Origin of the sequence: Pseudomonas sp. PDM24, from assembly GCF_019218905.1 — a bacterium.
GTDB lineage: Bacteria > Pseudomonadota > Gammaproteobacteria > Pseudomonadales > Pseudomonadaceae > Aquipseudomonas.
Genome location: NZ_JAHUWR010000010.1, coordinates 203,794 through 225,806 on the forward strand (window position 1 = coordinate 203,794; position 22,013 = coordinate 225,806).

Here is a 22,013-nt window from a genome sequence, read left to right on the forward strand (position 1 = left end):
ATCTAAGGATTACGCGATGCCGAATTCGGGTCGCGGAGACAAAAAAACTTGCTGATTATGTTCAGGAGATTTGAATCATGAGTACTGCATTTTCCCTGGCCCCACTGTTCCGTTCCTCGGTAGGTTTCGACCGTTTCAACGACCTGTTCGAAACCGCCCTGCGCAATGAGCCAGGCAGCACCTATCCACCCTACAACGTTGAAAAATACGGTGATGACCAATACCGCATTGTCGTAGCGGCCGCCGGTTTCCAGGAAGAAGATCTGGACCTGCAAGTGGAGAAAGGTGTGCTGACCATCAGTGGCGGCAAACGTGACGCGGACGAAAGTGTCACCTATCTGTACCAAGGCATCGCTCAGCGTGCTTTCAAACTGTCGTTCCGTCTGGCGGACCACATTGAAATCAAGGCCGCCGAACTGCGCAACGGTTTGTTGAGTATCGATCTGCTGCGCGTGATTCCGGAAGAAGCGAAAGCCAAACGCATCCCGATCAACGGGACGGAAAAACCGGCTCTGCAGCATTGAGTCAAAAGCAGCAAAAAAGGGCGCCATCCAGTGGCGCCCTTTTTTGTGCCCATTTGTAGCAGCAGCTTCGCAGGCTCGGTAGCTGCTACAGCCGTACGTAGCGGCTCGGCAGTTGCTGCATCGCCTTAATTCAACAGTTTCTGAAACTCCTCCACCGGCAGCGGCCGACTGTGCAAATACCCTTGATACAAATGGCATCCCAGCCCCTGCAAAAACGCCAGTTGCTCCAGGGTTTCCACCCCTTCGGCGATGACTTCCAGCTCCAGACTGCGGGCCATGGCGACGATGGCGCGAATGATTTCGGCATCGTTGGGGTCGGTGGTGGCGTCGCGGATGAACGACTGATCGATTTTCAGGGTGTCCACTGGCAGGCGCTTGAGGTAGGTCAGCGAGGAATAACCGGTACCGAAATCGTCCATCGCAAAGCTCACGCCGAGTTTTTTCAGGCGCCGCATTTTGCTGATGGTGTCGTCCAGGTTCTGGATGACGATGCCTTCGGTGATTTCCAGTTTCAGCAACGAGCAGGGCAGGCCATGGCTGCCGAGGCTGTGTTCGATGCGTTCGACGAAATCGTTCTGACGGAATTGCCGGGGGCTGATGTTCACGCACAGGCTGAAATCGAGTGGATTGATCAGGCCTTTGGCGATCAGATGTTTGAAGGCCGCGCAGGCTTCGTCGAGGATCCACGTGCCGACTTCCAGAATCAGCCCGCTGTCTTCCAGCACCTTGATGAACTCGGTGGGCGATTGCGCGCCCAGTTGCGGATGGTGCCAGCGTACCAAGGCTTCTGCGCCGGTAATGCGGTTATTGCGAGCGTCCACCTGTGGTTGGTATTGCACGCTGAACTCACCCCGGGAAAGGGCAAGGCGCAGATCGGTTTCCATGCGCAGGCGTTCGCTGGCGGCCTTTTGCATGGTGTTGTGATACATCTGCGTGGTGTTGCGGCCTGAATCCTTGGCGCGGTAGAGGGCGATATCGGCGCGTTTGAGCAGGTCGGTCGGGGTCGAGCCGTGGTCGGGGATCAGCGCGATGCCGATGCTCGGCGTCACTTGCAGGCGCTGTCCGTCGAGGAACATCGGTTCGGACAGCAGTTCGCGCAAGGTATCCGCCAACTCCCGGACCTGAGCGCTGACGTCGCTGCGCGAACCTTCCAGGCCGCTGAGCAGCACCACGAATTCGTCACCGCCCAGACGCGCGACGGTGTCCTCCATGCGCACGCTGGCTTCAAGGCGCGCGGTGATGATCTTCAGCACTGTATCGCCCACCGGGTGGCCAAGGGAGTCGTTGATGTGCTTGAAGTGATCGAGATCGAGGAACATCAGCGCGCCACGCAGGTTGTGGCGTTTGAGCAGGGCGATCTGCTGGCTCAGGCGATCCATCAACAGGGCGCGGTTGGGCAGGTTGGTCAGTGGGTCGTGGTAGGCCAGGTGACGGATCTGTGCTTCGGCGTTTTTCAGCAGGCTCACATCCCGAGCGGTCAGCAGCAGGCACGCCGTTTCGTTGAGGGTGATCGGCTCCACCGAGACTTCAACGGTCAGCAACTCGCCGCGTTTGTTGCGCCCGAGCATTTCCTGATGATGAACCCGGCCCTTGATCTGTAGCTCTGCCAGCAGTGCCGAGCGCTGTTTCTCTTCGGCCCAGATGCCCACCTGATACACCGTGCGGCCGATCACTTCATCGGCGCGATAGCCAGTCAGGCGACAAAAGCCGTCATTAACTTCCAGGTAGCGTCCGGTGTCGCGCTCGGTAATGGTGATGGCGTCGGGGCTTGAGTGGAAGGCCTTGGCGAACTTCTCCTCGCTGGCCTTGAGCGCCGCTTCCGAGCGTTGCTGCTGGGTGATGTCACGCAGGGTGGTGACGATGCAAGGTTGGTCGCCGACGCTGATCTGCCGGCTCGATATCACGCAAGTCAGGGACTGCCCGTCCTTGTGCTGAACGATGATCGCCACATTGTTCAGGCCCTGTTCGCGGATGACCCGCTCGATCCTTTGCAGGCTCTTCGCCGAAGCGTCCCACAGGCCGATTTCGTCGGCGCTGCGGCCAATCACGTCGACGGTGCTCCAGCCGAACGTTTGAGTGAAGCTGGAGTTGATCTCGATGAAGTGGCCGGTGTCTTGGCGCGTGACGCAGATCGGGTCCGGGCTGACCTGGAACAAGGTGGCGAATTTCTCTTCCGACGCAACCAGTTGCTGTTCGCGCTCCACTTGATCGGTGATGTCCAGCAGCGTGCCGGCCATGCGCAGCGGGTTGCCCTGTTCATCGCGGTAGAGTCTGGCGCGGCTTTCCAGGTAGCGCGAGCTGCCATCCGTTAGCTGCACGCGGTAAGTCAGCTGGTAATTGCCGGCCGGGCCTTCGCGCAAGCTGCGGTAGGCGTCGCGCATGGTGCCGCGTTCTTCGTCGGGCACGCCTTCGAAAAACGCATCGAAGGATTCATGGAAGGGTTTGGGGTCCAGCCCATGTAACTGGGCGGCCCGCGCCGAGCCGTAAAGCATGCCGCTGGGAATGTGCCAGTCCCAGGTACCGAGTTGCGCCGAATCCAGGGCCAGGTCGAGGCGTTCCTGGCTGTCTTTGAGGGCGTGCTCGGCGATTTTGCGTTCGGTGGTGTCGAGGAATGTGCTCAGCAGGTAAGGCTGGCCCTCGAGTTCGACCTTTTGCGCGCTGAGGATGCCGTCGTGAACCTGCCCGTTGCTGGCGCGAAATTGCACCTCCATGTTGATCAGCTCGCCTTTGGCCTTGGTGGCCTTGACCAGTTGCACCCGTTGTTCCGGATTGACCCAAAGGCCCAGTTCCAGCGTGGTTCGGCCGATGGCGTCTTGCACCGGCCAGCCGAACAGGCTTTCGAAATACTGGTTGGCTTCGCTGATCAAGCCGTCTTCCTGACGGGTCAGCAGGACCATGTTCGGGCACAGGTGAAACAGCGTGGCGAAGCGCTTTTCCGAACTGCTCAGCGCCTGTTCGCGCTGGCGCTGATGGGTGATTTCACGAATGACCCCAATCATTCGCGGTCGGCCGTTTTTGTCCGGCAGCAGGCTGCCGTTGATTTCCAGCCAGTGCAGACTGCCGTCGGGCCAGCGGATACGGTGGTGCATCGCCTGCTCCAGCGGGGCGCCGGCGATCACTGCATTGAAGGCGCGGATGGCTTTCGCCCGATCCTCCTGAGGCAGCAGGTCGAGGTATTCCAGATCTTCCGGCAGCGGTTGTCGGGGATCGAAGCCGAACAACGCCTGAGTACCCCGAGACCAACTGATCTGCCCCCGCTCGATGTCCCAATACCAGGCGCCCAGCCGAGCGCCGTTGAGGGCTGCCAGCAACTGCGGGGCGCTTTCCCAGCTCTGCTCGGACCGTTTGGGGTCAAGTGCCTGAATTCGCGGCATCGGCGGCATACGTTCAACAGATTTGGGCATGGATAACAGGCCTTGGGCTGAATTGGGCGTTAGGCACAGGGTTTTGGGGCTCTATAGGCGTAGCACAAAAAGAAGAAGCACAGCTTAGCCGCGAGTCCCTGGCTGATCGATTTGTGCATCCAGCAGAGCCATGAAGGCCCGTGCCGCGTTCGACAGCGTCCGTTCGGTGTGCAGGATATAGCCTAGCTGGCGAGTGAGCTGTATGCCCGGCAAAGGTATGCGCGCCACTTGATCGTCCAGCATGGTGCGCGGCAAAACGCTCCAGGCCAGGCCGATCGAGACCATCATCTTGATGGTTTCCAGATAATTCGTGCTCATGGCGATGTTCGGCGTCAGGCCCTGGGCCTCGAACAGGCGCTGCACGATGTGGTGGGTAAAGGTGTTGCCGCCGGGGAAAACCGCAGGGTGCAGGGCAATATCCGCCAAGCTGACCGGACCGTTAGCGATCAGCGAATGCTCTGGGGCGACCACGAAATCCAGCGGGTCGTCCCACACCGGCGTGGCCTTGACCAGTGCATGGGGCTCCGGTGCAAGAGTGATTACCGCCAGTTCGGCGCGGCCATGGAGGATTTCTTCGTAAGCCACTTCCGAATCGAGGAACTGAATATCTAGCGCCACTTGTGGGTAACGTCGGGTGAACTCCCTTAATAAGGGCGGTAAACGGTGCAGGCCGATGTGATGACTGGTGGCCAATGTCAGACGACCGGAGACTTCGCCGGTCAGGTTGGTCAGGGCGCGGCGGGTGTCATCCAGTACATTGAGGATCTGATAGGCCCGTGGCAGCAGGGCGCGACCGGCTTCGGTCAAGCTGACTTCCCGGCCCAGTCGATCGAACAGCCGTACCTTCAATTGCTGCTCCAGGCCGGCGATGCGTTTGCTGATGGCGGGTTGTGTCAGGTGCAGCCGTTCGCCAGCGCCGGAGAAGCTTCCAGTCTCGGCAATCGCGATAAAAGCATTGAGGTTGGCGAGGTCCATGATGATGTCTCAGTTGTATTCCAGATGGTTATGCAAAGCATGAAAAATATGAATTTGAGTTATTTAATGTAACCCCCTAGGATCGACCTCACAAGCCAAGGGGTTATTGAAATTGCTCAAGACCCGGAGGTCTGTGTGGCGAGTTTGTTGGGTCAAATTCGGATGCCGGAAGTTCATAGCCAAGGAGCTGCGACGAGTCATAGCTGGCTATGGCGAGGAGCAGCAACGCAGGATATGGGCTTGCGGCGCCGAAGTTGACCTAACAGAACTCGCTACACAGACCTCTCCGGCATAGAAACAAGCTGATGAGGAAACCGTCTGATGGCCGGCAAAACGCTCTACGACAAGCTCTGGGATTCGCATTTGGTCAAGCAGCGCGACGATGGCTCGGCGCTGATCTACATCGATCGTCACATCATCCACGAAGTGACCTCGCCGCAAGCCTTCGAAGGCCTGCGTCTGGCCGGGCGCAAGCCTTGGCGCATCGATGCCAACATCGCGACCCCGGACCACAACGTTCCGACGACTGCGGAGCGCAAGGGTGGCATCGAAGCGATTGTCGACCAGGTCTCGCGTTTGCAGGTTCAGACCCTCGACGATAACTGTGACGAGTACGGCATCGTCGAATTCAAGATGAATGATGTCCGCCAAGGCATCGTTCACGTCATCGGCCCGGAGCAGGGCGCCACCTTGCCGGGCATGACCGTGGTTTGCGGCGACTCCCACACCTCGACCCACGGCGCATTCGGTGCCCTGGCTCACGGTATCGGCACTTCCGAGGTCGAGCACGTGCTCGCCACTCAGTGCCTGGTCGCGAAAAAAATGAAGAACATGCTGGTGTCCGTCGACGGCCAGTTGCCGTTCGGCGTGACCGCCAAGGACATCGTCCTCGCAGTAATTGGCAAGATCGGCACCGCCGGCGGTAATGGCCACGCCATCGAATTCGCCGGTAGCGCGATTCGCGACTTGTCCGTTGAAGGCCGCATGACCATTTGCAACATGGCGATCGAGGCCGGCGCTCGCGTTGGCCTGGTGGCGGCTGACGAAAAAACCGTGGCTTACGTCAAGGGCCGCCCATTTGCTCCGAAAGGCGCGGAATGGGACTTGGCTGTTGAGGCCTGGAAGGACCTGGTCTCTGACGCGGATGCCAAGTTCGACACCATCGTCGAGCTCGATGCCACTCAGATCAAGCCGCAAGTCAGTTGGGGTACCTCGCCTGAGATGGTCTTGGCTGTCGATCAGAACGTTCCCGATCCTGCGAAGGAAATGGACCTGGTCAAGCGTGGCTCCATCGAACGCGCCTTGAAGTACATGGGTTTGACCGCCAATCAGGCGATCACCGACATTCAGCTGGACCGCGTATTCATTGGCTCCTGCACCAACTCGCGGATCGAAGACCTGCGCGCCGCCGCCGTGATCGCCAAGGGCCGCAAAGTGGCGTCGACCATCAAGCAGGCCATCGTGGTGCCGGGTTCGGGGCTGGTGAAGGCTCAGGCCGAATCCGAAGGCCTGGACAAGATTTTCCTCGAGGCCGGTTTCGAATGGCGTGAGCCGGGGTGCTCGATGTGCCTGGCGATGAACCCGGACCGTTTGGAGTCGGGCGAGCATTGCGCGTCGACCTCCAACCGTAACTTCGAAGGCCGTCAGGGCGCCGGTGGCCGTACGCACCTCGTCAGCCCGGCCATGGCCGCCGCCGCCGCGGTGAACGGTCGTTTCGTCGACGTCCGTGAATTGATCTAAAGGAGCGCAGCATGAAAGCTTTTACCCAGCACACTGGTCTTGTCGCGCCTTTGGATCGTGCCAACGTCGACACCGACCAGATCATCCCGAAGCAGTTCTTGAAGTCGATCAAGCGCACCGGTTTCGGCCCGAACCTGTTCGATGAGTGGCGTTACCTGGATGTCGGGCAGCCGTATCAGGACAACTCCAAGCGTCCGTTGAACAAGGACTTCGTCCTCAACGCCGAACGTTATCAAGGCGCCAGTGTGTTGCTGGCCCGCGAAAACTTCGGTTGCGGCTCCAGCCGCGAACACGCGCCGTGGGCGCTGGAAGAGTACGGTTTCCGCAGCATCATCGCGCCGAGCTACGCCGACATCTTCTTCAACAACAGCTTCAAGAACGGCTTGCTGCCGATCATCCTGAGCGACGCTGAAGTTGATGAACTGTTCCAGCAGGTCGAGGCGACTCCGGGCTATCAATTGCAGGTTGATCTGCAAGCCCAGACCGTGACCCGTCCGGATGGCAAGGTGTTGAGTTTTGAGATTGACGCGTTCCGCAAGCACTGCCTGCTCAATGGCCTGGACGATATCGGCCTGACCTTGCAGGACCACGAGGCGATTGCCACGTTTGAAGCCAAACACCGTGCGAGCCAGCCGTGGTTGTTTCGTGATGCGTGATTTTGCGTAAGGCTTGATGACGCCTTCGCGGGCAAGCCTCGCTCCTACGATTGAACTGCATTCCCCTGTAGGAGCGAGGCTTGCCCGCGAAGAGGCCCGCACAGGCACCACAAGACTCATTCCCAAAAGGAAGTCCCCATGACCAGCACCGCCCAGCACAGTCAGGTAGTACAGAAGCAATTCGGTGAGCAGGCCTCGGCCTATCTGAGCAGCGCCGTACACGCTCAAGGCACTGAATTCGCGCTGCTACAGGCTGAACTGGCGGGGCAGGGCGATGCTCGCGTGCTCGACCTCGGTTGCGGCGCCGGTCACGTGAGTTTTCACGTGGCTTCGCTGGTCAAGGAAGTGGTGGCTTACGACCTGTCCCAACAGATGCTCGATGTGGTTGCCACTGCTGCCGTTGATCGCGGCTTGAACAATGTGTCCACCGTACTCGGTGCCGCCGAACGCCTGCCGTTTGCCGATGGCGAGTTTGATTTCGTCTTCAGCCGCTATTCGGCGCACCATTGGAGCGACCTCGGTGTGGCCCTGCGCGAAGTTCGCCGGGTGTTGAAGCCGGGCGGGGTGGCGGCGTTCATCGATGTATTGTCGCCGGGCAGCCCGTTGTTCGACACTTACCTGCAAAGCGTCGAAGTGCTGCGCGACACCAGCCACGTACGCGATTATTCTGCCGGCGAGTGGTTGCGTCAGGTCAGCGAGGCGGGGTTGCATACCCGCAGCACTACGCGCCAGCGGTTGCGTCTGGAGTACACCTCCTGGGTCGAGCGCATGCGCACGCCGCAGGTGATGCGCGCGGCGATCCTGGAGTTGCAGCAATCGATGGGCAACGAAGTGCGCGAATATTTTGAGATTGAGGCCGATGGTTCGTTCAGTACCGATGTGCTGGTGCTGATGGCTGAACGATAAGCGCCAAGACTTTTTCCGGGTACGCCTGCGGGCGTGCCGACTGATGACATGAGGAAAGCATGAGCAAGCAGATTCTGATTCTCCCGGGTGACGGTATTGGCCCGGAAATCATGGCCGAAGCAGTCAAGGTGCTGGAGCTGGCGAACGACAAGTACAGCCTGGGCTTCGAACTGAGTCATGACGTGATCGGTGGCGCCGCCATCGACAAGCACGGCGTGCCGCTGGCCGACGAAACCCTGGTCCGTGCCCGTGCCGCCGATGCGGTATTGCTGGGCGCCGTGGGCGGCCCGAAATGGGACACCATCGAGCGTGACATCCGCCCTGAGCGCGGCCTGCTGAAAATCCGTGCGCAGCTGGGTCTGTTCGGCAACCTGCGTCCGGCAATCCTGTACCCGCAACTGGCCGAGGCTTCTAGCCTGAAGGCGGAAATCGTCGCGGGCCTGGACATCCTGATCGTCCGTGAACTGACCGGCGGCATCTACTTCGGCGCGCCACGTGGCGTGCGTGAACTGGAAAACGGCGAGCGTCAGGCCTACGACACCCTGCCGTACAGCGAAACTGAAATCCGCCGCATCGCCCGTGTTGGTTTCGATATGGCCCGCGTGCGCGGCAAGAAACTGTGCTCGGTAGACAAGGCCAACGTGCTGGCGTCCAGCCAACTGTGGCGTGAAGTCGTCGAGCAAGTGGCCAAGGACTACCCGGACGTCGAACTGAGCCACATGTACGTCGACAACGCCGCCATGCAACTGGTGCGTGCACCGAAGCAATTCGACGTGATCGTCACCGACAACCTGTTCGGCGACATTCTTTCCGACGAAGCGTCGATGCTCACCGGCTCCATCGGCATGCTGCCGTCGGCGTCGCTGGATGCCAACAACAAAGGCATGTACGAGCCGTGCCACGGTTCGGCGCCAGACATCGCTGGCAAGGGCATTGCCAACCCGTTGGCGACCATTTTGTCGGTGTCGATGATGCTGCGTTACAGCTTCAATCTGCAGGATGCGGCCGATGCTATCGAGAAGGCCGTGAGCCTGGTATTGGATCAAGGCCTGCGTACGGGCGACATCTGGTCGGCCGGTTGCACCAAGGTCGGTACGCAGGAAATGGGCGATGCAGTAGTCGCCGCGCTGCGGAATCTGTAATCTCTTTGGCCCGCTGCAACTTTCAACCATGAAAGCAGCGGCCCACTTTTAAGAAGGTGTAGTTGCGATGAAACGTGTAGGTCTGATCGGTTGGCGCGGTATGGTCGGTTCCGTGCTCATGCAGCGGATGCTGGAAGAGCAGGATTTCGATCTTATTGAGCCGGTGTTTTTCACCACTTCCAATGTCGGTGGCCAAGGCCCGTCCGTGGGTAAGGACATTGCTCCGCTCAAGGACGCTTACAGCATTGAAGAGCTGAAAACCCTCGACGTGATTCTGACCTGCCAGGGTGGTGACTACACCAGCGAAGTTTTCCCGAAGCTGCGCGAAGCCGGCTGGCAGGGTTACTGGATCGACGCCGCTTCCAGCCTGCGCATGCAGGATGATGCGGTGATCGTGTTGGACCCGGTGAACCGCAAGGTCATCGACCAGCAGCTCGACGCGGGCACCAAGAACTACATCGGCGGCAACTGCACCGTCAGCCTGATGCTGATGGGCCTGGGTGGTCTGTTTGAAGCTGGTCTGGTCGAGTGGATGAGCGCCATGACTTATCAGGCGGCCTCCGGTGGCGGCGCGCAGCACATGCGTGAACTGATCAAGCAAATGGGTGTGACCCACGCCGCTGTCGCCGATCAACTGGCCGACCCGGCCAGCGCCATTCTCGACATCGATCGCCGTGTTGCCGAAGCCATGCGCAGCGACGCGTACCCGACCGAAAACTTCGGCGTACCACTGGCTGGCAGCCTGATCCCGTGGATCGACAAGGAACTGCCGAACGGTCAGAGCCGCGAAGAGTGGAAGGCCCAGGCCGAGACTAACAAGATCCTCGGTCGCTTCAAGAGCCCGATCCCGGTGGACGGCATCTGCGTGCGCATCGGCGCCATGCGTTGCCACAGCCAGGCGCTGACCATCAAGCTGAACAAAGACGTGCCGATCGCCGACATCGAAGGGCTGATCAGCCAGCACAACCCTTGGGTCAAGCTGGTGCCGAACAACCGCGAAATCAGCATGCAGGAGCTGAGCCCTACAAAGGTTACCGGTACCCTGAACGTGCCGGTCGGCCGTTTGCGCAAGCTGAACATGGGTTCGCAGTTCGTCGGTGCCTTCACCGTCGGCGACCAATTGCTGTGGGGCGCGGCCGAACCGCTGCGTCGCATGCTGCGGATTCTGCTTGAGCGTTGATTTGTTGAAGTAGTGAAGAGCCCGCGCCTTGAAAGAGGTGCGGGTTTTTTTTGGAGTTGTGCCGTCTGTCAGGGCCTCTTCGCGGGCAAGCCTCGCTCCTACAGGACCGAGTCGATGATGGGTTCGACACTCACCTTGTAGGAGCGAGGCTTGCCCGCGAAGAGGCCGGTACACCCACCACAAATCCCCAGCTGAATTGCCTCACTGCCAACCACCCGGTAAAGTGCCGCTCCCCCCGTTTCGCCAGAGGTAGAACCATGAGCCAGTCCTTTGATATTGCCGTGATCGGCGCCACCGGTACTGTCGGCGAAACACTCGTCCAGATTCTCGAAGAGCGGGATTTTCCGGTCGGCGACCTGCACCTGCTGGCGAGCAGTGAATCGGCTGGTCATTCGGTGCCGTTTCGCGGTAAGAACGTGCGGGTGCGGGAAGTCGATGAGTTCGATTTCAGCAAAGTCCAGTTGGTGTTCTTTGCCGCCGGCCCGGCGGTGACCCTCAGTTTCGCTCCGCGTGCTACGGCCGCCGGTTGCTCGCTGATCGACCTGTCCGGCGCCTTGCCGGCTGATCAGGCGCCGCAAGTGGTGCCTGAGGCCAACGCAGAAATTCTGGCCAGCCTGAAAAAACCTTTCCAGGTCAGCAGCCCAAGTCCTTCGGCCGCGACGCTGGCGGTGGTGCTGGCGCCGTTGCTCGGTTTGCTCGACCTGCAGCGCATCAACCTGACGGCGTGTCTGGCGGTCTCTGCCCAAGGCCGCGAAGCGGTCACTGAGCTGGCCCGGCAAACCGCCGAGCTGCTTAACGTGCGTCCGCTGGAGCCGGCTTTCTTCGATCGGCAGATGGCTTTCAACCTGCTGGCGCAAGTCGGTAAACCTGACGATCAGGGCCATACGTTGCTGGAAAAGCGCCTGGTGCGCGAACTGCGTCAGGTCATGGCGCTACCGTTATTAAAGATTTCCGTCACTTGTATTCAAGCTCCGGTGTTTTTTGGCGATAGCTTTAGCGTGACCTTGCAGTCGTCGAGCGCTGTCGACCTGGCGAAAGTCAATGCAGCTCTGGAAGCGGCGCCCGGTATCGAACTGGTCGAGGCGGGCGATTACCCGACCCCGGTAGGCGATGCAGTAGGGCAGGACGTGGTTTACGTTGGTCGGGTTCGCAGCGGGATCGACGACCCGGCGGAACTTAATGTGTGGCTGACGTCAGATAACGTACGCAAAGGGGCCGCGCTCAATGCTGTGCAGGTGGCTGAATTGTTGATAAAAGACCTGCTGTAAAAGATACTTGGCAACAATTTATCGAATGATTCCGGTCGAGTGTCATGCTTGGCCGGAATGCTTAAGGTGAGCCACCCCGCAGGGCTTCCCATTGCATGAATGAAATGATCGCGCGCGACGACCCTTCGCCGCCGCGCGCAATGCCTTACGGCAGCGGCAATCAACACCTTCTCGCTGGCCGAGGAATGTTCAAACAAAGGAAGAGGTTATGGTTCAAGTTCGCAAACTGGTGTTAGCAATAGCGGCCGCCTCGGCGCTGTCCTCCGGTATGGCGCATGCCCTCGGGCTCGGGGAATTGACCCTGAAATCGACGCTGAACCAGCCTCTGGTCGCAGAAATCGAGTTGCTCGACATCAAGGACCTCACGGCTGCCGAAGTGGTGCCGAGCCTGGCCTCGCCCGAAGATTTCGCCAAGGCCGGTGTCGATCGTCAGGCATTTCTCAATGACCTGACCTTCACCCCGGTGCTTAACGCCAGCGGCAAAAGCATCTTGCGCGTCACGTCCAGCAAACCGCTGTCCGAACCGATGGTGAAATTCCTGGTTCAGGTGATGTGGCCCAACGGTCGTCTGCTACGCGACTACAGCGTGCTGCTCGATCCGTCCAAATTCTCGCCGCAGACCGCCGATGCCGCCGCGCAACCAGCGCCAGCCCAAACGGTGACTGCGCCAGTCACTGGCGCGACCAAATCGTCGCAATACACCACCACGCCGCGCGATACCCTGTGGGAGATCGCCGCGAAGGCGCGTAACGGTGGTTCGATCCAGCAGACCATGCTGGCCATCCAGGCGCTGAACCCGGATGCGTTCATCGACGGCAACATCAATCGACTGAAAACCGGTCAAGTGCTGCGTCTGCCTGATCAGGTGCAGAGCACCGACCTGCCACAGCCCAAGGCCATCGCAGAGGTCGCCGCGCAGAACACCGCGTGGCGTCAGGGCCGTCGCTACGTGGCGAAACCGGGAACCGGTCAGCAGCAACTCGACGCCACCAAGCGCGCTCGCGGTGAAGGTGCTTCATCGCAGCCTGCCGCAGACAAACTGAGCCTGGTGTCTGCCGACACCGGCAAGGGCGGCAAAGGCGCCGCCGGTGATGCGAAAGCGTTAAGCGATAAGCTGGCCGTTACTGAGGAAAGCCTCGACGCGACTCGTCGTGACAACGCCGAATTGAAAAGCCGCATGAGCGATCTGCAAAGTCAGCTGGACAAGCTGCAACGCCTGATCGAACTGAAGAACAACCAATTGGCCAAATTGCAGGCCGCAGGCGGAGCGGATGCATCCGCTTCGAGCACTCCGGCGATGTCGGCTGAGCTGGCGGCCAGTCCTGCGGCAACGCCTGCGGACGCGGCTCCGGTCCCTGCGCCAGAGGCTGGCGCACCAGAAGTCGTTCCGGCGCCAGTCGTCGAGCCAACATCCGATGATCAGAAATTCAACGAGCTGCTGACCAATCCGATCCTGCTGGGTCTGGTGGGTGGCGGTGCGGTGGTGCTGCTGCTCTTGCTGCTGTTGCTGGCCCGTCGCCGCAAGGCTCAGCAAGAAGCCGAGAAGCATCTGCGCATGGCCCGTGCCTTGGAGGAGGAGCAAGAGTTCTCCGTCGACCAGGATCTGCCGCCAAGCAGCTTCGAAGGCCTGGAAGTTCCGCCGCCGAGCGTGAAGCTTGCGACCGCGCCAACGCCAACGCCAACGCCTGCACCCGCGCCGGCCCCGGTGATTGCTCCGGTTGTGGTGACGCCGCCGATCGCTGCGCCACTGGTATCGCCTGCGGCCGAGCGTTCCGACCGTTCCGACGACGTACTGGCTCAGGCGCAGTCGCACATTGCCGGCGGTCGTCTGAATCAGGCCGCCGCATTGCTGGAAGACGCTATCAAGCAAGAGCCGCAACGCAGTGACCTGCGCTTGAAGTTGATGGAAGTCTATGGTCAGCAGGGTGACCGCGACGCGTTCGTCGCTCAGGAGCGTCAACTGGTGGCCAACGGCGATAACTTCGCCCGGGTTGAAGAGTTGAAAAGCCGCTTTCCGGCCATGGCTGTTGTGGCGGCCAGCGGTCTGGCTGCCGCCGCCATCGCTGCCGAGCTGGACGCGCAATACGTCAAGGACCTGCTGCTGGACGAGCCGCAAGCCCCGGAGCCGGCATTGTCCGACTTCGACAGCGCCTTCGATCTGAGCCTGGACGATCTGGAGGCGGCTACGCCGATCGCGCCAGTGGTTGCTGCGGAGCCGGAGGTGGAGCCAACGCCCGTACCGGCACCCGCACCCGCGCCAGAAGAGCTGGCTGAATTGGACGAATTCCCGCTGGACGACGATCTGAGCTTTGAGTCGGTGTTGCAGCAACAGACTGAAATCAAGGAAAACCTCGACGATCTGTCGGTCTTCGACCTGGACATGGATCTGGGCGGCGACGCCTCGCCGGCAACCCTGGCCGAAGATGACTTCCTGCTGAGTCTGGATGAAGATCTCAAGGATTTGCCTGTCGCCGAAGCGGCGCCCATGACCGAGCCGACGCTCGACGACCTGGAGTTACCTGCGGATTTTGACCTGTCACTGGCTGATGAAATGGACGCCGCTGCCCCGGATCAGCCTGATGCCTTCGAAAGTGAACTCAACGACGTCAATGCGGAACTGGATCGTCTGTCCCAGAGCCTCGGTGAGCCTAGCTTCACCGAGGAAGACGCTTTGGCCTCCGCGGCTGATGAGCCGGACTTCGATTTTCTCTCCGGCACCGATGAGGTCGCTACCAAACTCGATCTGGCCCAGGCCTACATCGACATGGGCGACAGCGACGGCGCTCGGGACATCCTCAATGAGGTGGTGACCGAGGGCGATGCCGGTCAGAAGAGCGAAGCCAAGGAAATGCTCTCGCGTCTGGCGTGAGTCATCGGTAAGGCATAAAAAAACGGCAGCCCATCGAGGCTGCCGTTTTTGTTTTGGCGAGGATGCGATGATGCCTGTTGGATGGCCTTCGCGGGCAAGCCTCGCTCCTACAGGGGGGTGGGGTTGTCCACATTATTTGTACCCGGCACATCCCTTGTGGGAGCGGGCTTGCTCGCGAAGACGGCGGCACAGTCAATATTGATGCTGTCTCACACGCCGCTTTCGCGAGCAAGCCCGCTCCCACAGTGATCGGGGGTGTCTGTATCATTTGCGCCTGGCACCAATCTCCTGTGGGAGCGGGCTTGCCCGCGATGAGGCCGGAACAGTCCATGGAGATCCCTCTGGCGTCCCCGCCCGACAGCCTTATAATGCATGCCTTTGCGCAGATCAGCAGGCTGTCACCCCTTGGCAAATATAGATAATCCGGCCGCCGAAATGGCGGCCGACGGCTTTTTTCGGATCGCGTTGGGCGTCGAATACAAAGGTTCGCGCTATCGCGGCTGGCAGCGCCAGGCCTCCGGTGTGCTCACGGTGCAGGAAACCCTTGAAAAGGCCTTGTCCAAAGTCGCCGACTCACCGGTGTCGCTGCTCTGCGCCGGGCGTACGGATGCCGGGGTGCATGCCTGCGGTCAGGTAGTGCATTTCGATACCCAGGTCGAGCGTTCGATGAAGGCCTGGGTGATGGGCGCCAATATCAACTTGCCCCACGACGTCAGCGTCAGTTGGGCGAAGGTCATGCCGGCGCATTTCCATGCGCGGTTCAAGGCGATCGCCAGGCGCTATCGCTACGTGATCTACAACGATCAGATCCGTCCGGCGCACCTGAACGATGAAATTACCTGGAACCACCGCCCGCTGGACGTCGAGCGCATGTCTGAAGCCGCTCAGTATCTGGTCGGTACCCACGACTTCAGTGCATTCCGCGCCGGTCAGTGCCAGGCCAAGTCGCCGATCAAGGAGCTGCATCACCTGCGTGTCACGCGCCATGGCAAAATGATCGTGCTGGATATCCGCGCCAGCGCGTTCCTGCACCACATGGTGCGCAACATCGCCGGAGTTCTGATGACCATCGGCGCTGGCGAGCGTCCCGTGGAGTGGATGAAGGAAGTCCTGGAAAGTCGTATCCGTCGTTCCGGCGGGGTAACGGCCCATCCGTTCGGTCTGTACCTGGTCGAGGTCGAGTACCGCGACGAGTTCGAATTGCCTGAACGTTACATCGGCCCACACTTCCTTACCGGCTTCTCGGAACTTGACGGCTGACGCCCTCAAACGCTTTTGTTACCATCCGGGACTTTCCCGGATTTGTCCTGAGGTTCTATCGACATGTCAGCCGTTCGCAGCAAAATTTGTGGGATTACCCGCATAGAGGATGCGTTGGCGGCGGTCGAGGCCGGGGCCGATGCCATCGGTTTTGTGTTCTACGCCAAAAGCCCACGGGCCGTAACTGTCCAGCAGGCGAGGGCGATCATCAAGGCCTTGCCGCCGTTCGTGACCACCGTGGGGTTGTTCGTCGATGCCAGCCGCTGCGAGTTGGGGGAAATCCTCGATGCCGTGCCGCTGGACCTGTTGCAGTTCCATGGCGACGAAACCGCGGCTGAGTGCGAAGGCTGGCGCCGTCCGTACATCAAGGCGTTGCGGGTCAAGGCCGGTGATGACATCGCAGCGGCTTGCGATGCCTACGCCAGTGCCAGCGGGATCCTGCTCGACACGTACGTCGAAGGCGTTCCAGGGGGAACCGGTGAAGCGTTCGACTGGTCTCTGATACCGCAAGGCCTGAGCAAGCCGATCATCCTGGCGGGCGGCTTGACACCGGACAACGTCGCGGAGGCGATTGCCCGGGTTCGGCCTTACGCGGTAGACGTCAGCGGTGGAGTAGAGGCGAGCAAGGGCATCAAGGATCACGCAAAGATTCAGGCATTCATCAAAGCGGTTGTTGGGGCTTGATGTGACGGCTGGCACACTGCCGCCGTCCACAGGCATGGCTGAGGATATTTGGGGTTGTACGCAGGTCGCATCTCGCTGACCCGGCACGCCATCGATCATCGCCACACATATGAATTTAGCTCAAGGGCATACGCGGGGCTGCGAACCAGAGCGTTCGGGCCGCCGGTACTGGAGAAAGAAAGCATGAGCAACTGGTTAGTAGACAAACTGATCCCTTCGATCATGCGTTCCGAGGTCAAGAAGAGCTCGGTGCCTGAAGGTCTGTGGCACAAATGCCCGTCTTGCGAGGCGGTGTTGTATCGTCCGGAGCTGGAAAAGACCCTGGATGTTTGCCCCAAGTGCAACCACCACATGCGTATCGGCGCTCGCGCGCGCATCGACATCTTCCTCGACGCTGACGGCCGTGCCGAACTGGGCGCGGACCTGGAGCCGGTTGACCGTCTGAAATTCCGCGACGGCAAGAAGTACAAGGATCGCCTGACCGCTGCGCAAAAGCAGACCGGCGAAAAAGACGCACTGATCTCCATGAGCGGCACCTTGCTGGGCATGCCGGTCGTGGTGTCGGCCTTCGAATTCTCCTTCATGGGTGGTTCGATGGGCGCCATCGTCGGTGAGCGCTTCGTGCGCGCCGCCAATTACGCCCTGGAAAACCGTTGCCCGATGATCTGCTTCGCTGCCTCCGGTGGTGCGCGGATGCAGGAAGCGCTGATTTCCCTGATGCAAATGGCCAAGACCTCCGCGGTGCTGGCGCGTCTGCGTGAAGAAGGCATTCCGTTCATCTCGGTACTGACTGACCCGGTCTACGGTGGTGTTTCCGCCAGCCTGGCGATGCTCGGCGACGTAATTGTCGGTGAGCCGAAAGCCCTGATCGGTTTCGCCGGTCCGCGCGTTATCGAACAAACCGTTCGCGAAAAACTGCCGGAAGGCTTCCAGCGCAGTGAGTTCCTGCTGGAACACGGCGCGATCGACATGATCATTCACCGTCAGGAGTTGCGTCCGCGTCTGGGCAACCTGCTGGCACAAATGATGGGCCTGCCGACGCCAAAATTCGTCGCCGCGCCGATCGAGCCGATCGTGGTTCCGCCGGTGCCTGCCAACATATGATCCAACGCACCCTTGGCGAGTGGCTCGCCTACCTTGAACAGTTGCATCCTTCGGCCATCGACATGGGGCTGGAGCGTTCGCAACAGGTAGCGTCTCGTATGGGGCTGGGCAAGCCGGCGCCTCGGGTGATTACGGTCACTGGCACCAACGGCAAGGGTTCTACCTGCGCGTTCGTGGCTTCGTTGCTGCGGGCGCAGGGCCTGAACGTGGGTGTCTACAATTCTCCGCACCTGCTGCGTTACAACGAGCGGGTGCAGGTCAATGGCGTCGAAGCCACTGACGCCCAGCTGTGCGAAGCCTTTGCAGCGGTCGAAGCCGGTCGTGGCGACACTTCCCTGACGTACTTCGAAATGGGCACCCTGGCGGCGTTCTGGCTGTTTCAACAGGCAGGGCTTGATGCGGTGGTGCTGGAAGTGGGCCTGGGCGGGCGTCTGGATACGGTCAACGTGGTGGATGCCGATATCGCGCTGGTCACCAGCATCGGCGTCGATCATGCGGACTATCTGGGCGATACCCGTGAGTCCGTGGCTTACGAAAAAGCCGGCATTTTCCGCCAGGGCGCGCCTGCGCTCTGTGGCGATCTGAATCCCCCTCAGCCTTTGCTGGATAAAGCGCGCGAGCTCAATTGCCCGTTTTTCCTGCGTGGACGCGATTTCGACCTGGGTATCACCGATCACAACTGGCAATGGCGTGGCCTTGATGCTCAAGGGCGTGCAGTCGAGTTGCATGATCTGCCATTGCTCGATCTGCCGATGGAGAACGCCGCCCTGGCGTTGCAGGCTTACCTGCTGCTCGGTTTGCCTTGGGTGGATGCGCAGATTATCGAAGCCCTGAAAACGACACGCGTGGTCGGTCGTCTCGATCGCCGTCAGTTCGACTGGCAGGGCAAGCGTCTTAATGTGTTGCTGGACGTGGGGCATAACCCCCATGCGGCAGAGTACCTGGCCCGTCGTCTGGCCAGTCGACCACCGGCCGGCAAGCGTCTGGCGGTGTTCGGGTTGTTGGCGGACAAGGATCTGGATGGTGTTGTCGGTGAATTGAATGCTAGTGTCCAGCATTGGGCTGTCGCCCCTCTGGATTCGCCGCGGGCGCGACCCGTTGAGCAGTTGCACGCGGCGTTGCAGAACCTTGGCGCCTCGGTAACGTCTTATGACAGCGTGGCCGCAGCCCTGGAAGGGCAGTGCGCGCAGGCGACGAGCGACGACGAGATTCTGTTGTTCGGATCATTTTATTGTGTCGCCGAGGCCCTTGAATGGCTGGCCCGGCACTCCACGGAGGAAGCGGCAAATGGCTTTGCTGGATAAGGCGTACAAGCAGCGCATGGTCGGTGCCCTGGTGCTGGTAGCGCTGGCGGTGATTTTCCTGCCAATGCTGTTTTCCCGTCAGGACGAACAGCGCCAGGTGAGGGTCGACGCACCGGCTGCACCGCAAGCGCCGGCTGTGCCGCAAGTGCAGGTCGAACCGGTGGTGGTGCCTGAACCGCAGGCATTGCCGCAGGAGCCAGTGCCAAGCGATGAGGAAATTGCCGCGCAGCAAGCGCCTTCGACACCGATTGCGCCAAGTGCTCCCGTGGCCCCAGCGCCACCGGCTGCCAAACCGGTCACGCCACCTCCGGCGCCCGTCGCCAAGCCTGTACCGGCACCTGCCCAGCCAATCGCTGCTGCACCGACCAAGCCGGCAGCCACCCCAAGCCGCGTTGATGCCAATGGCCTGTCAGTCAGTTGGTCGGTTCAACTGGCCAGTCTATCGAGCCGCGAGAGCGCTGAAAGCCTGCAGAAAACCCTGCGCAGCCAAGGCTATAACGCCTATATCCGTTCCGCCGATGGCAAGAATCGGGTGTTCGTCGGGCCGCTGATCGAGCGCGCGGAAGCCGATCGTCTGCGTGACTTGTTGAGTCGCCAGCAGAACCTCAAGGGGTTTGTGGTGCGTTTTCAGCCTGAGCGCGGTTAAAACTATCGCCTTGATTTGAAAAGCACTGATAATCTCAGCTTACCGACAGCCATGGGCTCTGCTAAAATGCGCCGCCTTATCTGTCTGTAGGCTGCACTGTGCCATTTACCTGGGTTGACTGGGCGATCGTTGCAATCGTCGCCATCTCCGCTTTGATCAGTCTTAGCCGCGGCTTCGTCAAAGAAGCACTCTCGCTGCTGACCTGGATCATCGCAGGAGCCGTTGCCTGGATGTTCGGTGGTTCATTGTCCGAGTACCTCGGCGGATACATCGAAACGCCATCGGCTCGTGTGATCACGGGCTGTGCCATCATGTTTGTCGCCACTTTAATTGTGGGCGCAATGATCAATTATCTTATCGGCGAATTGGTTCGCGTGACCGGGCTATCCGGGACCGATCGATTCCTCGGCATGGCCTTCGGCGCCGCGCGTGGCGTGTTGCTGGTGGTCGTGGCGGTCGGGCTGTTGAGCCTGGGGCCGGTACAGCAGGACGGGTGGTGGCAACAATCACAGCTCGTGCCAAAATTTCTATTGGTCGCAGACTGGTCCAAAAACCTGATTCTTGGGTGGAGCAGTCAGTGGCTTGCCAGCGGAATCAGCGTACCCGCTGATATACCGTTCAAGGAGCACCTCTTGCCGACGGCCAAAACGCCTCAGTGAGTTGTGTTCAGTTCAGATCCATTAAGTAGGGGTTGCGTCGCATGTGTGGCATCGTCGGTATCGTCGGTAAGTCGAACGTCAATCAGGCGCTGTATGACGCGCTAACCGTCCTCCAGCACCGCGGCCAGGACGCTGCCGGTATCGTGACCAGCCATGATGGCCGGTTATTCCTGCGCAAGGACAATGGGCTGGTGCGTGACGTGTTCCATCAACGTCACATGCAGCGCCTGGTCGGCCACATGGGCATTGGCCATGTGCGTTACCCGACCGCGGGCAGCTCGACTTCGGCCGAGGCCCAACCGTTTTACGTCAACTCGCCGTACGGCATCACCCTGGCGCACAACGGTAACCTGACCAACGTTGAACAACTGGCCAAGGAGATTTACGAATCTGACCTGCGCCACGTCAACACCAATTCCGATTCGGAAGTGCTGCTCAACGTGTTCGCACACGAACTGGCCCAGCGCGGCAAGTTGCAGCCGACCGAAGAAGACGTGTTCGCTGCTGTCACCGACGTGCACAACCGTTGCGTCGGTGGTTACGCGGTCGTGGCGATGGTGACCGGTTACGGCATCGTCGGTTTCCGCGATCCGCACGGCATCCGCCCGATCGTTTTCGGTCAGCGTCACACCGACGAAGGCGTCGAGTACATGATCGCCTCCGAAAGCGTTTCGCTGGACGTACTCGGTTTCACCCTGATTCGCGACCTGGCACCGGGCGAAGCGGTCTACATCACTGAAGACGGCAAGCTGCACACCCGTCAGTGCGCGACCAACCCGTCGCTGACTCCGTGCATTTTCGAGCACGTCTATCTGGCGCGTCCGGACTCGATCATCGACGGCGTCTCGGTCTACAAGGCCCGCCTGCGCATGGGCGAGAAGCTTGCCGAGAAGATCCTGCGCGAGCGTCCGGATCACGACATCGATGTGGTCATCCCGATTCCGGACACCAGCCGCACCGCGGCCCTGGAGCTGGCGAACCACCTGGGCGTCAAGTTCCGCGAAGGCTTCGTGAAGAACCGCTACATCGGCCGGACCTTCATCATGCCGGGTCAGGCTGCACGGAAAAAATCCGTACGCCAGAAGCTCAACGCCATCGAACTGGAGTTCCGCGGCAAGAACGTGATGCTGGTGGACGACTCCATCGTTCGCGGCACCACCTGCAAGCAGATCATCCAGATGGCTCGCGAAGCTGGCGCCAAAAACGTCTATTTCTGCTCCGCGGCACCGGCCGTGCGTTACCCGAACGTCTACGGCATCGACATGCCAAGCGCTCACGAGCTGATCGCGCACAACCGTTCGACCCAGGACGTGGCTGATCTGATCGGCGCTGACTGGTTGATCTATCAGGACTTGCCTGACTTGATCGAAGCGGTCGGTGGCGGCAAGATCAAGATCGAGAAGTTCGATTGCGCGGTGTTCGACGGCCAGTACGTCACCGGCGACGTCGACGAGGCTTACCTGAACAAGATCGAGCAGGCACGCAACGATGCCTCCAAGGTCAAGACCCAGGCAGTCAGTGCGATCATTGATCTGTACAACAACTGAGTAACTACCGGCCTGTAGGAGCGAGGCTTGCCCGCGAAGCTTTTGGCGTTCCCAAAGGCCCCTTCGCGGGCAAGCCTCGCTCCTACAATGGTGTCCTGCCTCAAGGCCGGTTTTGTATCTACTACCGAACAAGGCAAGGAGTGAC

At 60.3% G+C, this 22,013-nt stretch carries 17 protein-coding genes; 15 read left to right on the forward strand and 2 right to left on the reverse strand.

Going from position 1 to position 22,013, the window contains the following annotated elements:
- Positions 1-77 precede the first annotated feature (77 nt).
- Positions 78-524 (forward strand): Hsp20 family protein, encoded by a 447-nt coding sequence (locus KW837_RS26925; protein ID WP_008075938.1) that lies wholly within the window; start codon positions 78-80, stop codon positions 522-524.
- 125 nt (positions 525-649) lie between these two features.
- On the opposite strand, the gene KW837_RS26930 is transcribed toward KW837_RS26925, so the two are convergent.
- Both KW837_RS26930 and KW837_RS26935 read right to left on the reverse strand, forming a co-directional pair.
- Positions 650-3,928 (reverse strand): PAS domain S-box protein, encoded by a 3,279-nt coding sequence (locus KW837_RS26930; RefSeq protein WP_218399156.1) that lies wholly within the window; start codon positions 3,926-3,928, stop codon positions 650-652.
- Positions 3,929-4,012: 84 nt separating this feature from the next.
- Entirely contained in the window at positions 4,013-4,903 is an 891-nt protein-coding gene (locus tag KW837_RS26935) for a LysR family transcriptional regulator (protein ID WP_007905966.1), read from the reverse strand.
- Positions 4,904-5,224: 321 nt separating this feature from the next.
- On the opposite strand from KW837_RS26935, the gene leuC reads away from it, so the two are divergent.
- From leuC to purF, 14 genes are all read left to right on the forward strand, one after another.
- Positions 5,225-6,643, forward strand: a complete 1,419-nt coding sequence (leuC, locus tag KW837_RS26940; protein WP_218399157.1) for a 3-isopropylmalate dehydratase large subunit — start codon at positions 5,225-5,227, stop codon at positions 6,641-6,643.
- Positions 6,644-6,654: 11 nt separating this feature from the next.
- Entirely contained in the window at positions 6,655-7,299 is a 645-nt protein-coding gene (gene leuD / locus KW837_RS26945) for a 3-isopropylmalate dehydratase small subunit (protein WP_007905962.1), read from the forward strand.
- Between the two features lie 138 nt (positions 7,300-7,437).
- Positions 7,438-8,205 carry a class I SAM-dependent methyltransferase gene (locus KW837_RS26950; RefSeq protein WP_218399158.1) on the forward strand — a complete coding sequence of 256 codons (768 nt, stop codon included), beginning with the start codon at positions 7,438-7,440 and terminating at the stop codon, positions 8,203-8,205.
- A 59-nt stretch (positions 8,206-8,264) separates the two neighbouring features.
- Positions 8,265-9,347, forward strand: a complete 1,083-nt coding sequence (leuB, locus tag KW837_RS26955) for a 3-isopropylmalate dehydrogenase (protein ID WP_218399159.1) — start codon at positions 8,265-8,267, stop codon at positions 9,345-9,347.
- Positions 9,348-9,414: 67 nt separating this feature from the next.
- Positions 9,415-10,527, forward strand: coding sequence for an aspartate-semialdehyde dehydrogenase (gene asd, locus KW837_RS26960; protein WP_008075929.1), 1,113 nt, complete (start codon positions 9,415-9,417; stop codon positions 10,525-10,527).
- Positions 10,528-10,784: 257 nt separating this feature from the next.
- Positions 10,785-11,795 (forward strand): aspartate-semialdehyde dehydrogenase, encoded by a 1,011-nt coding sequence (locus tag KW837_RS26965; RefSeq protein WP_218399160.1) that lies wholly within the window; start codon positions 10,785-10,787, stop codon positions 11,793-11,795.
- Between the two features lie 208 nt (positions 11,796-12,003).
- Positions 12,004-14,664, forward strand: coding sequence for a FimV/HubP family polar landmark protein (locus KW837_RS26970; RefSeq protein ID WP_218399161.1), 2,661 nt, complete (start codon positions 12,004-12,006; stop codon positions 14,662-14,664).
- 435 nt (positions 14,665-15,099) lie between these two features.
- Entirely contained in the window at positions 15,100-15,924 is an 825-nt protein-coding gene (gene truA / locus KW837_RS26975) for a tRNA pseudouridine(38-40) synthase TruA (RefSeq protein WP_218399175.1), read from the forward strand.
- A gap of 63 nt (positions 15,925-15,987) precedes the next feature.
- Entirely contained in the window at positions 15,988-16,608 is a 621-nt protein-coding gene (locus tag KW837_RS26980) for a phosphoribosylanthranilate isomerase (RefSeq protein WP_218399162.1), read from the forward strand.
- 183 nt (positions 16,609-16,791) lie between these two features.
- Positions 16,792-17,712, forward strand: a complete 921-nt coding sequence (gene accD, locus KW837_RS26985; RefSeq protein ID WP_007905946.1) for an acetyl-CoA carboxylase, carboxyltransferase subunit beta — start codon at positions 16,792-16,794, stop codon at positions 17,710-17,712.
- Entirely contained in the window at positions 17,709-19,016 is a 1,308-nt protein-coding gene (gene folC, locus KW837_RS26990) for a bifunctional tetrahydrofolate synthase/dihydrofolate synthase (protein WP_218399163.1), read from the forward strand. The genes accD and folC overlap by 4 nt, the downstream gene beginning before the upstream one ends.
- The gene (locus KW837_RS26995; protein ID WP_218399164.1) at positions 19,000-19,662 is read left to right on the forward strand and encodes an SPOR domain-containing protein; all 663 of its coding nucleotides are present in this window, start codon (positions 19,000-19,002) and stop codon (positions 19,660-19,662) included. The genes folC and KW837_RS26995 overlap by 17 nt, the downstream gene beginning before the upstream one ends.
- A 98-nt stretch (positions 19,663-19,760) precedes the next feature.
- On the forward strand, positions 19,761-20,321 hold the full coding sequence (locus KW837_RS27000) for a CvpA family protein (RefSeq protein WP_008075903.1): 561 nt from the start codon (positions 19,761-19,763) through the stop codon (positions 20,319-20,321).
- Positions 20,322-20,362: 41 nt separating this feature from the next.
- Entirely contained in the window at positions 20,363-21,868 is a 1,506-nt protein-coding gene (gene purF, locus KW837_RS27005) for an amidophosphoribosyltransferase (protein ID WP_007905939.1), read from the forward strand.
- Positions 21,869-22,013: the final 145 nt, after the last annotated feature.